This is a genomic window from Limnoraphis robusta BA-68 BA1, from assembly GCF_034932365.1.
Classification (GTDB): Bacteria; Cyanobacteriota; Cyanobacteriia; order Cyanobacteriales; family Microcoleaceae; genus Capilliphycus; species Capilliphycus robustus.
Genome location: NZ_JAYGHR010000113.1, coordinates 1 through 13,964 on the forward strand (window position 1 = coordinate 1; position 13,964 = coordinate 13,964).

Consider the following 13,964-nt stretch of genomic DNA (forward strand, 5'->3'; position numbering starts at 1 on the left):
TTTTATTAACAAAAAGCTATTTTTCATCGGAAAAAAATCCTCTCCCCACCACCCCATCACCCCATCACCCCATCAACCCCGGCAATTTTTAACTGAGAATGAAACAGCCCTGCCTTTGAAAGGGGGGTGGCGAAGCCGGGGGGATGGGGTTGGGGGGGATCAATTAGATGCAGCTTCATAAAGAATTGGTATGAATCATCCCACTCACTGCCCTTATTCTGAATTATTTTTAATAATTTTCCAGACCCTACCACAATAAATTTGAATTTTCTGTAGACTCAGATACTTTTCTTCCCCATACCCTATCGATATTATTGAGAATAAGTTGCAATAAATATTTAACCTAACCCCTGACCCATTTAACCCTTTTCCTACCCCAGAACCATGACAGCATCAACTCTTCCGTCTACAGCTTCTCCATCGCCGCAACAAGTTCCCTCGAAGTTACAAGCTTGGTATCGCCCAACTTTCTCTCCAGAACAGGGTATTTTGCTAATTCTATTAGGAGCAGTTCTCACTGGATCGGCTTTAGCTCAACACTGGACAAGCTCAACTACCCTCGCCCTGATCTGTGCCTTCTTTGCCCTGCAAGCCGAATATCCTCTAATTTTACAAATTAAGCAACGGCGCAGTTGGAAGCCCCGCTTTGTGCTATGGACAGGACTCTATGGAACAATTGCTCTAGCGATCGCGATCAAACTCTATCTACAGACACCCGAGTTACTGTGGATTTACCTGATGGGGAGCATCGCCTTGATCATAGATGCTCTTCATGTCTACTACCACAAACAAAAATCCATTGTCAACGAACTCAACGGGTTTACCGCCATCTGTTTAGCTGCACCTCTGGCTTATACCGCAACAACTGGACATTTATCCTTTGATGCGATCGCCCTGTGGATACTCAATACTCTGTTTTTCGGGAGTGCGGTATTTACCTTCAAGCTGCGAAAAAAGAAAACCATGTCCCTGAAAGCCGGAACCGTTTATCATACAGTCGCCAGTGTTATCGTGATCATCCTCTATGGCTTAAACTGTCTATCTCTAGTAACAGCGCTGGCTTTTGCCGTCGCATTACTCAAATTTATGATGGTTTGTTGGCGCTTTGAGTGGTATCGCACGACAAAATTTCATTATGTTGCTATCTTTGAAACCCGATGGGCTTTGATGTATATTGCGATCGCAGCCATTAGTGTTCTTCCGGCTCATTTACCCACTTCGTGATCTGCCGAAGATCTATGCGAAATCACGCTAAAGAGCGACAATGAAACTGCCGAAGATCAAAAAATAATTGTTTTATGGTGCAAAGCGCTCTTTTCTGTTATAGTCCTATCTCAACACCCATTCGAGTCGGTATTGTAGGGACGGGATATGCCGCTCAAACCCGAGCGGAGACATTAAAAACAGACTGGCGATCGCAACTGATAACCCTCACAGGCCATACTTCAGATAAGACGAAAGCCCTCTGTCAACGCTTGGGTGTGGAAGCCTCTGCGTCTTGGGAAGAATTAGTCAAACGCGAAGATCTAGACTTAGTGGTTATTTCGACCATTAACCGTGATCATGGCATGATTGTACGAGCCGCGTTAGAAAATCATAAACACGTTATTGTCGAATATCCCCTCAGTTTAGATCCGATTGTTGCCCAAGAACTGATCACCCTCGCTCAACACCAGAATAAACTCCTACACGTCGAACATATAGAACTGTTGGGAGGGTTGCACACCGCTATTAAGAACTCTCTAGGCGATATTGGTCAGGTGTTTTACGTTCGTTATATTACGATCAGCCCTAAACACCCTGCTCCCGATAAATGGACTTATCAACACTCGTTGTTTGGGTTTCCTTTTTCGGGTGCGCTTTCTCGCTTTCATCGTTTAACTGATTTGTTTGGTGAAGTTCAAACGGTTAACTGTCAAAGCCGCTTTTGGAATGAACAAGCAGAGGAAAAAATAGATTATTATAAAGCTTGTTTGTGTACCGCTCAACTGCAATTTAAAAATGGAATTGTAGCTGAGTCAGTTTATGGTAAAGGAGAAGCTTTTTGGCAATCTGAAAATACATTTACGTTATATGGTGAGAATGGAACCTTAATTTTCACACCCGAACAAGGTCAACTCATTCAAGGGGAGAGTTCACAAACGATAGAAGTGGGTACTCGTCGGGGATTATTTGCTAAAGATACTCAGATTGTATTAGATCATCTATTACATAATACTCCTCTTTATGTTACGGCTTCAGAAAGTGCTTATACGCTAAAAGTTGCCGATGCAGCCAAACAGTCAGCCGAAACGGGTGAAACTATTGTGATGGAAAATTAGGTGTGTTTTGGCGCTCGTTGTTGGGCGAAGATCGCAAGTCTAATCGTTGGGTGCGATCGCCACACTTTTAACTCCTCTAAGTTCATGCAACTTCCAACTCATAACTTTGTTGAATTCGCTCTAGTTCAAGATCAGAGAAACAATCAACAGACCAATTTGCTACCCGTTGAAGCATATGAAAGGGATAAGTATGAGCGACTCCTACAACCGCAATTTTTGCTTGTTGAGCGGCTTTAATTCCTGGAAATGTATCTTCGATAGCTAAACATTCGGATGGATGTAAATTGAGTTCTGGGTATTTTTGATTGAGTCGTTCAACTGCTAATAAATAACCTTCGGGATCGGGTTTGCTGTTTGTAATCTCATCTCCGGCTACAATCACCGAGAAATATTCAGCAATATTAACACGATTTAAGATCAATTCTATTTCTGATCGTACCGCTCCACTGACAACCGCCATTTTCAACTCAGCCGCGTGAATTTTTAAAACAAACTCTTGAACTCCTGCATAAATGGGTAATTCTTCTATGGCTTCCATTTGTTGACAATAGGCTTGAGTTTTGCGATGAATTAACCGTTCAAGATATTCATCGGTAACAACTCTACCCCGACTGCTGAGTAAGTCTCTCAAGCAACCGCGATCGGTACGTCCCAAACAATATTCTCGAAATTCATCAGGTTTAGCACGTAAATTTTCTTCAATGAGTAACTGCTCAATTAGCCGTTCGTGAAGCGGCTCATCATTAATAATAATACCGTTGAAGTCAAACAAAATTGCTTTTAGAGTCATAGAAACTGAAGTCTATAAATGATTTTAAACAGCGAACATTCCGGGTGATAAAAGAGAAATTTTTTCAAGTTAACCTCGAAAAAAAACATCATTATACTGATGATTTAAGCGGGTGCTGGTAGTCCAGCAGAATGATCAAATGTGGGATTATTGTAGCTTACTTGAGTCTGAGAATTCACTGATGTTGAGGTATTGTTCAGAATGGGTTTAATCCCCTGACTAATTTGATGAACCCACCACCACTGATCCGTTTGTACTTTAGCAAATTCGGCTTTTGTCATCCAAGCATCTACACTCGCCGCAGCATAGGCTTTAGTATAAGGCTCCTCAAATATTTCGGTTAACCATTCTGTCTGACGCAATGTGTGTTGATTTGCGTCTAAAACAATCATTTCTCCACCAACGCGCAGTAAACGAAAACTCTCTTTTACAATGGTTTGAGCAATTTCTGGCGGTGTTTCATGGAATAAAAAAGACGCACTGACGAGATCAAAAGATGCTTCATCAAACCCGGTTGTTTCAGCGTTAGCCTGTTTAAACTTAATGTCTAATTCGGCTTTTTTGGCTTTGACTTCAGCGACAACTAACAGATAAGGAGATAAATCTACACCGATCACTTCTGCTGAGGGAAAGGCTTGTTTCAAAAGTAATGTTGTTGAACCTGTACCACATCCTAAATCTAGAATTTTACGGGGTTTAACTCGAATCCTCTCAATCAATCCTTGTCTAACAATGGGTTCAGAAGGAGGTAAAACATACTGGGTAATCGAATCGTAATAAACCGCAGCTTCTGGGTTTAGATATCCGCCTTTAATACCGTGAAAATCTTGAGATTGGTAATAGTCTGGATAGGTTAAACGAGGATTGGTGATGCGAGTGGTTTCTTTCTCCCAATTAATGCTTTGCTGAAATTGTTTTAGGGCTTCTCGATCAATGAGAATATTCTCAACAAGCGGGGCGAGAAACTGTTTGAAAATTGTATCTTGACGAACGGACATAGGAATTCGTTTTGAGTTAGATTAGGTGATGTTGAGGTTGATAACCTGAGTCAACTGACATTTGACCTTTCAACCTGTGCAGTTTGAGTTGAGTCTGGTTTGAGTTTGGGTTGGACAACTCCACTCAATTTTTGGGTATCAGGGATATTCTAGACCATCAATCTTTAAGATTGCCAGATTCGGATCAATGATCAGTTGGAGTTGCCGGGAAAAACGATTTCACTCCTAAATATTAGTGACAGTCATCGGGATAAACAGGCTGTTCAGACAGGCAGTGCATGACTATCTGAATAGCTTCTTGAGGGGTGTCAACTCGATCAACTTGACGGGGAGATAAGTTTTGAAAAAAGACTTGACTTTCTGGATATTGATTGAGTAGAATGACAGTTTTATTATCTTTGATAGCTAGGGCAATTTCTGAGGCTGTTCCGGCTCCCATTCCACAGGCAATGACCACATCAGAGGAAAGAACATTAATCGCATTTCGAGCATTTCCTAAGTTGGTAAAAATAGCAATATCAACCGCTTCAGACATTCCCGACGAAGTTGCTCCTGGCAAAATTCCAAGCGTTAAACCCTGGGCAGATTTGGCACCCTGACAGGCTGCTTCCATGACTCCAACGTTTCGTCCTCCTGTTAATAAAACCCATCCTTGTTGGGCAATCAGTTGACCAAGTTGATAGGCATTTTCGAGATCAACTGAGGTTGCTGTTTCACCTGGACCCATAACACCAATAATCGTTTTTTTCATAGGGAAAATTAAAACGGTTTTATCTTTAAAAAAAGTTGAAAAAATATCTAAAAGCTACAGTTGGTATGCTATTCTAGCTCTATTCTTTTTAATTAAACTTGCTGTTATGGCTAAAGTTCCTGCACCTGCCATTCTTCAGATGCACCAAGAGTTAATGGCAGAATCTAACCTGAATTCTAACTACATAGTTTTGGTTATTACCTCCTGTTTGATTGCCACATTTGGGTTACTGAGTAACAGCACGGCTGTGATTATTGGGGCGATGTTAGTTGCTCCTTTAATGTTACCGCTCAGAGGACTCGCTTTTGCCGCTTTAGAAGGGAATACAGATTTATTTCGCCGGAGTATTATTTCACTGTCGGCTGCTACTGTAGTTGCCTTACTATTATCGATTTTCTTAGGGCGTATAACAGGTTTTCAGTATTTTGGATCAGAAGTTCTGGCTCGGACTGAACCCACACTGATTGACTTAGGAATAGCAGTCGTAGCAGGCGGACTCAGTGGTTTTTCTAAAGTTCGACAAGGAATTAACGATGCCGTAGCAGGGACGGCGATTGCCGTCGCCTTAATGCCGCCTTTATGTGCAGTGGGTTTAACCCTATCTCAAGGAATTTGGAGTCAGAGTTATGGTGCTTTTTTACTGTATTTTACCAACCTGTTAGGGATTACCCTCGCCTGTATGATTGTTTTTATTGTGACAGGCTATAGTCGAATGAATCTAGCATTTGGCTGGGCGATTATCCTCACCGGAATCTTATTTTTTCCGTTGGGATTAAGTTTAATTCGATTAATCATTCAAGGTCAAGTCGAATATAATCTTACGCGAATTTTCACCAAAAATACACTGACAGGTCAGCGAGTGGAACTCCTCGATACTGATATGATTTGGACAAAACGGCCTGCTTCTGTTTATCTGAAAGTTCGCTCAGAAGAGCCAATTACTCCCAAACAAGTTCGTTTAGTTCAAGAATTTCTTGAAGAAAGAATGGGGCGAGAGTTTGAACTGATTGTTTTATTAGACTCAGTGACAGAAGTCAGAGCAGAAAAACTGTTAGAGGATTTGCCGGAAGCGGATAATAAATCAATGAAGAAACAGGATATAAACTCAGAAATGAAGACCATTCATTTAGGAAAGAAGAAATTATTGCCTTGAACATTTAGGGTTTATTCCTACAACAAAGTTCCACTGATCATTCCGGCTAATAAAATGAAACCCACCCAAACATTCTGACGAAAAATTTCACCATAAACTGGTTTGGGAATTTCGGGTTGTCGTAATTGACGATATTGCTGAAACCAAATTCCAACAGCGATCGCCAAACTCACCCCATATTCCCAATGTAATTCCATCTGAATTCCCAGCGCTGCTAATAAACTAGCCGTAGCCAAAAAGAAAATACCAACTGCATCAGCCGCTTGATCGCCAAAAAATAACGCACTGGAATTAACCCCCATACGTTTGTCGTCTTCGCGATCGCTCATGGCATAGACTGTATCAAAGCCCAAAGTCCAAAGCACAGTTGCTCCCCAAAGTAACCAAGTTGCAGGTTCCAAATGTGAAACCGCCGCACTCCAACTAATTAAAACCGCAAAACCCCAAGCAATAGAAAGCACCAATTGCGGCACCGGGAAAAACCGTTTCGCGAGGGGATAGCCAATAATTACAGGTACGGCGGCGACACACAGCCAAAAACTCAGGGGATTGAGGTAAAAGGCTAACCCCGCAGCACAAGCAAAGGCAATAAAAGCAACAACAATACCCGTTTTTACCGTTAGCGCCCGAGAAGCGAGGGGACGGTTTCGAGTGCGTTCAACTTCTGGATCAATATCGCGATCCCACAAGTCGTTAATCACACATCCGGCGGCACTGGTAGCGACGCTGCCAAATATGATCACGAGAACCAAAATCCAGGGTGGTGTTGCTTGTGAGGCTAAAAACACCGCCCAAAGTGCAGGAATCATTAAGATGAGGCGTCCTGCGGGTTTATCCCATCTCAGCAATCGAACAATTTGGATTAAAGTTGATTCAGATTTAGGCTCAGATTGAATTAGCATCTCGATTGGTTTCAATTTGCGCTCAGTTTTCAGTTTTTATTCTATAGTTTCTGCGTTAGCCTGTCATGGGTAATCGCCCCTTGAGTTTTGATTACGATGAGTTGACTGTTTTCGGCAGCTTAGATCGAATCTCTTCGGATTTGAGTGGCAATTAATCGAAAAACTCACCGATTTGAATGCTGTTCTTAAGGGGAAAGTTCTGCTAGGATTTGAGTGAGAATCTCTATCGACCAAAAAACCGGATACTCCTTCGGGTTGATTGTATGAGATGATCGATATAATGAACGCTCTAATTTAAGTTTCATGGTTAATTCAGTTTCTACAACTAAAATTTCTGCTTCTTCCCCAGGCTTAGATCGAATGATTGCGGCTATCGATCTCGGTACAAACTCCTTTCATATGGTGATTGTCAAAATTGATCCGACATTGCCGAGTTTTACCATTATTGATCGAGAGAAAGACATGGTTCGGCTCGGTGATTTTGATCAAAAAGGTCGTTTAAAATCTGAAGTGATCGAACGAGGAATTATCTGTTTACGTCGTTTTCAAGAAATCGCTAAAACTTATAATGCTGAACAAATTGTTGCCGTCGCAACCAGTGCAGTCCGAGAAGCGCCCAATGGTCGAGATTTTATCAAACAAGTCTCTGATGAATTGAATCTAGATATTAGTGTCATCTCAGGTCAAGAGGAAGCCCGCAGAATTTATCTAGGGGTTCTATCTGCAATGGAGTTTAACAATCAACCTCACATTATTATTGATATTGGAGGGGGATCTACAGAGTTAATTCTAGGAGAAGGTCGAGAACCTATATTTTTAAGCAGTACGAAAGTAGGTGCCGTTCGTCTCACTCAAGACTATGTTAAAAGTGATCCGATTAGTCGGAATGAATTTTTATATTTACAGGCTTATATTCGCGGAATGTTAGAACGAACAGTTGATGAACTGGCTTCTAATCTCAAAAAAGGAGAACCTCTACGTTTACTGGGAACATCGGGAACGATTGAAACTTTAGCTATTATTAATGCTCGCGAAAAATTAGGAACCGAACCTACTCCTTTAACGGGTTATGAACTGAAATTGAGTGATTTGCAAGATTTGGTCAATCGGTTTCGCAAAATGTCTTATGCTGAACGCTTGGAAATTCCGGGTATTTCTGATAAACGGGCTGAGATTATTTTAGCAGGCGCTTTGATATTACAAGAAGCAATGACCCTTCTAAAAATTGACTCTTTAACAGTTTGTGAACGGAGTCTCCGAGAAGGCGTAATTGTTGACTGGATGCTGACGCATGGATTAATTGAAGATCGATTACGCTATGGAAGTTCGATCCGTCAGCGCAGCATCCTGAAAATTGCTCAAAAATATCAGGTTGACTTAGATCATGGTGAACGAGTCGCCGCTTTTGCACTGAATTTGTTTGACCAAACTCAACGCATTCTTCACGATTTTGGCCCAGAAGAACGTGAGTTTTTATGGGCCGCTGGAATCTTACATAATAGTGGTTTGTACATTAGTCATTCCGCTCTTCATAAGCATTCTTATTACTTAATTCGACATGGAGAACTTCTAGGATATACAGAGACAGAAATTGAAACCATTGCTAATTTAGCGCGTTATCATCGGAAAAGCCCACCTAAGAAAAAACACGAAAATTATCAAAGTCTTCCTAAAAAACACCGCCAAATTGTAGATAAGTTAAGCCCTATACTGCGGTTGGCGGTTGCTTTAGATCGACGACAAATTGGTGCAGTCGCTCAGGTGAACTGTCAGTGTCATTGGGAAGCTGGAGAATTTCTGATCAGCCTAAAACCTGCTGATCCTCAAGATGATTGTGCTTTGGAGTTATGGAGTTTGAATTTTGAAAAAGAAGCTTTTGAGATCGAGTATGGATTGAAAGTGGTTGCATCTTTAGAATCCTTAGCCGTTGTGGTGTGATTCAAGTTCAATGTTGTAAATAAGGTCAGTTTGATCAAGTTTAGCGACTAGAGTTGTGATTAACCTACTCTAGTTTTTTGTTCGTTACGGTTACGCAAAAAAGGTAGTTTTAACAGCGTTTTAACTATCAAGAATAATGAGTAGAGTTCTCCGGGTGCTTGTCGCTCTTTCCACTGACCTGGACGGCAAAAGAGCATTTTTACTAACTGTCGATGTTGAGAAAGACTTACTCGTTTAAACTTGACTTTTAGGGTCAGATATGAATCCACCAAAGTGGAACTTATAATTTCTGCGGTTAGCTTTACTTGTTCATCTATTATATCTAGCTGAACAGGTAAAGACTGAGCGGAAAGCAGAAAGTTTTGATATTGAGTTGTGTCAATAAATTCTCGAGTAATCTCAATTTCTGCTCCGACTTCTGATAGTTTGCTTGTGATTCCCCAAAACGTTTGGTTTGCTAGTTCTAACCGGATAATTTTTCGGAGTTCAAACTGATCATCATTCTCGGATTTGGGAGCGTCGATTAAAGCGAAAATGGCGGCAGCAATACTCAACAAATTGTACGCACTCCAAAGTAAAGCGAGATGGGAATTTTGAGACAGTTCAGCAACTTCAGTAGTTATTGGTACTGTTCCCCAAACTCCTAATATTTTTAACAGTCCGATCACGGTCGCAATGAATAACAGAATCAAAGGTAAAGCAAGATTCCAATTGAATGTAAATTGATCACTAGCAAGACCTTTTTCAGTCACTTTAAATTTCTGTTTAAAGGGATTAATCAATGCTAAAAGAACTGCTAAAGACAGGGGAAAACAGAGAATCACTTCATAAATTCCTGAAATGATGACTGAACGACTCTGATAGTTTAGCCATCTAAAAACGACCAATTGAACCAGATAATAGGGGACAAAGAAATACAACCATTCTTCTAAGGTTGCTTTGATCGGAAAAACTCCTAAAAAGGCATAAACTAATGGCATACTTAAGAAGTAAGCATAAGCCCAACTGGCTAACCAACTAATTAATCCTTCTAAATGTGCTAATCTCTGAGACAATGTTAGACCTGGAATGGTCAAAGGATTAGAGTTAATAAAGAAAGCTTGCAGTGTTCCTCTACCCCATCGCTCCCGTTGCACAAAATAGTTGGTCATATCTTCTGCTGCGAGTCCAGCACTTAGTTTTTCCTTCAGGTAAATGAGTTGATAGCCACTCGCAGATAAACGAATCCCTGTGAAATAATCTTCGCTCGTAGATTCTGTTACAAATCCACCAATTTCTTCTAAGGCATGACGCTGAATAACAAACGATGTTCCAGCACAAACTGCACTATTTACTCCATCTTTTAGTAACTCAATTTGTCGATAAAAGACTTCTTCATCCGATGTCAAAATCTTTTCTAAGCCTAGATTTCGAGCAATCGGATCGGGGTTGTAAAAGCTTTGTGGTGTTTGAACTAGAGCCACTTTTTTGTCCTGGAAAAAGCCAATAGTTCGATGGAGAAAATTCCGGGTTGGAATAAAATCTGCATCGAAAACGGCTATCAGTTCACCCCGAGTTAAAGGAAGTGCATGATTTAAGTTACCTGCTTTAGCGTCAATATTTTCGGATCTAGCAATATATTTGCATCCTAATTCTTGAGCGAGTTGTTTGATTTCTGGACGCTGACTATCATCAAGTAAATAAACTGTTTTTTGAGGATAATCTATCCCTTGACAACCGATAATCGTGCGCTTTAAAATGAAAGCGGGTTCTTGATAGGTGGGAATTAAAATGTCAACTGTTGGGGTGTATTTTTCCTCTCTGACATCAATTTCCATTTGATTGGCTTGCTGAGTTCGATCTTTGATTTTCAGCATTAACCACAGTCGAATAATAGCTGAAGTCCAGATTAAGACTTCAAATAAGAGTAACCCTACACTGAATGTTCCATTCAACGGATCACTTAAATTTAAACTAGATAGCGATCGCCATAAAATATAGCGAATCATTAAAGCTAACACAATTGCGACAATAATTACCCGTGACCATAACTTAGGGTAAGGAGAAATTTTGATGACCGCTAGAGCAGTTGTTGTTAATACAATTGTGGGCAATAATAGATATTTTGGTGAAATCTGTGGTGCTTGTATCCAAATCGGAGGATTTTGTTGTCCAAGATGAATATGAGCAAAAAAATGGCTAATTGTTTCTTCTCCAGAAAACCATCCCCATGCAATCGTTGCAAACAAAGTAATCAGACTCAGCAAAATTAATGTGGCGATGCGGGGACGACTGATACTCAAAATAAGGCGTTGTCTCAAGCTTTGATTATACCCAGATGTCATACTATGAAAACTCCTAAATTGACGGATATTGACTCGCTCTAGCAGCCGAGTCGCTGTAAAAGTCAGACCTCAACAAAGTGACTCTGTTACATTATTTAACATTTTTATTAAAATTGAATGATAAAATTTCAGTGAAATCATCTGTTCACTGTAAAAGTCAGCCTTTGAGCTTGAAAACTTTTGCTCAAAATAGAATATTAAACAACACTTTGGTTAATATTTCATAAGTTTTAACTGAGAATCCCGTGAAATTCTGACTCGGCAATTCCCAAACCAATTAGGGTAAGCAATGCCTACCCCATTTTTCGCTACTAATTTTTTCAGATTGATATCCTCACGTGGTCGTTTGATGAAAAGAATTCATACTAAGGAAACACTCAACATTTTTGATTTTTCCTTGACAATAGTCAATCAACTCAATATCTATACTTTTTCTGATTGATTCTGCTCACAAAAGCAAACCGACTTAGATTACTATCTGTCAAGGTTAAAAGTTGTCAATTTTTATTGTTACTCTTGAGTTGAGTTTGCCAGCTAGCGATCGCTTTTTGTGCTGCTGCGTGTGAGGATGTATCCACAGGAACTAACTGAGCGGCTTGAATCGCACTCTCAAACTGTTTGTTCTGAGCGCGGGACTGAGCAACTTTTAAAATATCTGCACTCCATTGTGAAATTGACTGTTGGGCTTGCTGATAACTAGCTTCGTCTGGTTTGATCTTACGAGCTTCGTTAATCGCATCACTATAGGACGAAGCTTGTCCTGGTTTAATTCGAGTTTGTGCTGCTTTTAAGCGAGCAAAACTTTGCTGAATCTGTTGTTGCTTTGGTTCCCATTTCTGAATTTGGAGTTGCGCCTGTTGATAAATTTGGCGATTCGTCTGAGGGACCAGTTTAGCCGCAGCTAGTGCATCGGAGAATTTGCCTGTTTGCGCTCGTGCCTCAGCAATATCTAAAATAGTTTGACTCCAACGTTCTATGTTTTCTTGAGCAGATGGATAGAGGGGATCTCGTTGGGGAATTTGACTAGCAATAACGATTGCATTGCTAAAGCTAGATGCTGAAGCATTTTGTAAAGAGGCTTTGGAACGCTCCAGCAAAGTTTGACTATCAAGCTGATTTTCTGGCGCTGTTGTTCCCTGATTAGCAGAGGAAGAGCTACTAGAGTTGGGTTTTGACGGGGAAGCTTGCTGAGATGGATTATCGATCAGTTCTATAGGACTGGTTGATGAAATCCCTGTCGTTTTTTGACCGAGAAAGATGGACTTGTTCGTGTAGAAGACACCCAGTAGTAGTAATAGTGCAGTCGCTCCACTCCAGAGAATGAGTTGCTGTAAAAATGATCTATCCGACATAGTTTCTTTGGTAGAAGTTTTTAGAGCCGGGGGGTCGATCTGAGCTGGTGTTGAATTGGGAGACTGATGAGCGGTTGTCGTTGGAGTCGGCTTGACGGAGGAATGTTCAGGCGTTTTATTGGAATGGGGACTGCCAAACCTTAAAGGAAATTTGACTCGGCTATCAGTTGTTTTAGGGGCAGCTCCATTTTGCTTGTGTTCTGAAGCTGAATTGAGAATACTACTTCCATTATGGCTTGCCATTGTCACAGTGGCTGGCAACTGATCGGGTAGTATGATTTGATCAATTTTGCCTGCTGGATTGAGTACAAACACAGGGTTTTGTTTGGGTCGCAGGTGTTGATCTGTTAACTGGGGTAGGCGATTGCTCAGGAAATGACACAAACTTTGAATCGTTTTGCATTCTCCAGAGTTTAGTGCCTCTAAAATGGCTGCGGTAAAAAATCCATGACGTAAAGCTGAGGTTTCTCGAGAAACTTGGTCAGGGCGACAGGAGAGTAACGTGGGAATTGCCATTTGGTTGGCGAGTTCCATTGTGGCTGCTCCGACGGCAGTCCCAGCACGCGCCCCTTGACTACGGTTTATATCCAGCAAAACCAGTAGTTCTGAGGTAGGAGCTTGTTTGAGTTTCTCAAATAGTGACTTTATAGATAGTCCTGTCGCTTCTATATTTGCAGGATTGCTGTCAATGGGCATCAGGTAATCCTGTCCTTCATGGGTGAGAGCATAGCCACTAAAAAAACACCAAAGCTGATCACCAGAATGCAACTGTTCTTTACAGAGGGCGTCGATCCAATCGTCGAGGTTATCGCGATTGGGATAAGTGGGAATTCCCCAGACTTCGGGTGAGGTGTCACTCATTAATAAACTTTGGTCGGGTGAAAACCCTGCCTTTTCAACCAGGAAGCTATGTAGAGCCTCAGCATCTCTCTGGGCATAGCTGAGGGGTTGTAGATATTGATACTGGTTAATTCCAATTGTGATGCAAGCGTGATGTTTCATCACTGACACCTTTTAGATATAGGTCTGAATCTCTGCAAAAACGATAGCACACTCAATGTGCCGACTCTAAAACTTCTTATATAAGGACTGGGTATCTGGAACGCGGGTATTGTCCCAAAAAGCTAGAGTGAATCCTCTCGGGGGAGAAGCACCTAGACCGTCATAAGTTGGACAATTACAAGAGTCTAAGTAACTGCCCCTGATCTTCAGCCTTGACCAAAATCCCTGAAACCTCCTCTGTGCTTGGGATTAAAGTTTTTCCTAGTCCTCTCCCAAAAAAACTTTCAAAAAAGTGTTGACAAACCTAGAAGACTCAGCTACATTAGTAAATGCGCTCGAGAAAAGACAACTGACTCGAAAGCAGCCGAACCTAGATAATACAATAGTTTGAAAGCCTAAGTACAGCTCCTCGTTAATACATTTTGAGGGTTCT

At 41.1% G+C, this 13,964-nt stretch carries 10 protein-coding genes; 4 read left to right on the forward strand and 6 right to left on the reverse strand.

The features are described from left to right. Positions 1-384 precede the first annotated feature (384 nt). Together VB836_RS29825 and VB836_RS29830 are read left to right on the forward strand one after the other, a co-directional pair. Entirely contained in the window at positions 385-1,224 is an 840-nt protein-coding gene (locus tag VB836_RS29825) for a YwiC-like family protein (protein ID WP_323225134.1), read from the forward strand. A gap of 74 nt (positions 1,225-1,298) precedes the next feature. Then, positions 1,299-2,321, forward strand: coding sequence for a Gfo/Idh/MocA family protein (locus VB836_RS29830; protein ID WP_323225136.1), 1,023 nt, complete (start codon positions 1,299-1,301; stop codon positions 2,319-2,321). 82 nt (positions 2,322-2,403) lie between these two features. Here VB836_RS29830 and VB836_RS29835 read toward each other — a convergent pair whose 3' ends face one another. The 3 genes from VB836_RS29835 to VB836_RS29845 form a co-directional block, all read right to left on the reverse strand. Then, complete coding sequence (locus VB836_RS29835; RefSeq protein WP_323225138.1) at positions 2,404-3,111, reverse strand: HAD family hydrolase; 708 nt, start codon at positions 3,109-3,111, stop codon at positions 2,404-2,406. Between the two features lie 104 nt (positions 3,112-3,215). Beyond that, positions 3,216-4,109, reverse strand: a complete 894-nt coding sequence (locus VB836_RS29840; protein WP_323225140.1) for a class I SAM-dependent methyltransferase — start codon at positions 4,107-4,109, stop codon at positions 3,216-3,218. 232 nt (positions 4,110-4,341) lie between these two features. Continuing rightward, positions 4,342-4,860 carry a TIGR00725 family protein gene (locus tag VB836_RS29845; RefSeq protein WP_323225142.1) on the reverse strand — a complete coding sequence of 173 codons (519 nt, stop codon included), beginning with the start codon at positions 4,858-4,860 and terminating at the stop codon, positions 4,342-4,344. 106 nt (positions 4,861-4,966) lie between these two features. On the opposite strand from VB836_RS29845, the gene VB836_RS29850 reads away from it, so the two are divergent. After that, a complete protein-coding gene (locus tag VB836_RS29850) occupies positions 4,967-6,013 on the forward strand; it encodes a DUF389 domain-containing protein (RefSeq protein ID WP_323225144.1) in 1,047 nt (348 codons plus the stop codon). 17 nt (positions 6,014-6,030) lie between these two features. On the opposite strand, the gene VB836_RS29855 is transcribed toward VB836_RS29850, so the two are convergent. Further along, entirely contained in the window at positions 6,031-6,915 is an 885-nt protein-coding gene (locus VB836_RS29855; RefSeq protein WP_046277656.1) for a 4-hydroxybenzoate solanesyltransferase, read from the reverse strand. 303 nt (positions 6,916-7,218) lie between these two features. Here VB836_RS29855 and VB836_RS29860 point away from each other — a divergent pair, with 303 nt between their 5' ends. Next, positions 7,219-8,853 carry a Ppx/GppA phosphatase family protein gene (locus VB836_RS29860; RefSeq protein WP_323225146.1) on the forward strand — a complete coding sequence of 545 codons (1,635 nt, stop codon included), beginning with the start codon at positions 7,219-7,221 and terminating at the stop codon, positions 8,851-8,853. A gap of 59 nt (positions 8,854-8,912) precedes the next feature. On the opposite strand, the gene VB836_RS29865 is transcribed toward VB836_RS29860, so the two are convergent. Both VB836_RS29865 and VB836_RS29870 read right to left on the reverse strand, forming a co-directional pair. Then, a complete protein-coding gene (locus tag VB836_RS29865; RefSeq protein ID WP_323225148.1) occupies positions 8,913-11,177 on the reverse strand; it encodes a glycosyltransferase in 2,265 nt (754 codons plus the stop codon). A gap of 497 nt (positions 11,178-11,674) precedes the next feature. Beyond that, positions 11,675-13,531 carry a caspase family protein gene (locus tag VB836_RS29870; RefSeq protein WP_323225150.1) on the reverse strand — a complete coding sequence of 619 codons (1,857 nt, stop codon included), beginning with the start codon at positions 13,529-13,531 and terminating at the stop codon, positions 11,675-11,677. Between the last annotated feature and the right edge of the window lie 433 nt (positions 13,532-13,964).

What these genes read in the sequence shown, in the direction of transcription:
- VB836_RS29865 (WP_323225148.1), bottom strand. Translation starts at nt 11,177, where the DNA reads ATGACATCTGGGTATAATCAAAGCTTGAGACAACGCCTTATTTTGAGT.
- VB836_RS29870 (WP_323225150.1), bottom strand. Translation starts at nt 13,531, where the DNA reads ATGAAACATCACGCTTGCATCACAATTGGAATTAACCAGTATCAATAT.
- VB836_RS29840 (WP_323225140.1), bottom strand. Translation starts at nt 4,109, where the DNA reads ATGTCCGTTCGTCAAGATACAATTTTCAAACAGTTTCTCGCCCCGCTT.
- VB836_RS29850 (WP_323225144.1), top strand. Translation starts at nt 4,967, where the DNA reads ATGGCTAAAGTTCCTGCACCTGCCATTCTTCAGATGCACCAAGAGTTA.
- VB836_RS29835 (WP_323225138.1), bottom strand. Translation starts at nt 3,111, where the DNA reads ATGACTCTAAAAGCAATTTTGTTTGACTTCAACGGTATTATTATTAAT.
- VB836_RS29845 (WP_323225142.1), bottom strand. Translation starts at nt 4,860, where the DNA reads ATGAAAAAAACGATTATTGGTGTTATGGGTCCAGGTGAAACAGCAACC.
- VB836_RS29825 (WP_323225134.1), top strand. Translation starts at nt 385, where the DNA reads ATGACAGCATCAACTCTTCCGTCTACAGCTTCTCCATCGCCGCAACAA.
- VB836_RS29830 (WP_323225136.1), top strand. Translation starts at nt 1,299, where the DNA reads ATGGTGCAAAGCGCTCTTTTCTGTTATAGTCCTATCTCAACACCCATT.
- VB836_RS29860 (WP_323225146.1), top strand. Translation starts at nt 7,219, where the DNA reads ATGGTTAATTCAGTTTCTACAACTAAAATTTCTGCTTCTTCCCCAGGC.
- VB836_RS29855 (WP_046277656.1), bottom strand. Translation starts at nt 6,915, where the DNA reads ATGCTAATTCAATCTGAGCCTAAATCTGAATCAACTTTAATCCAAATT.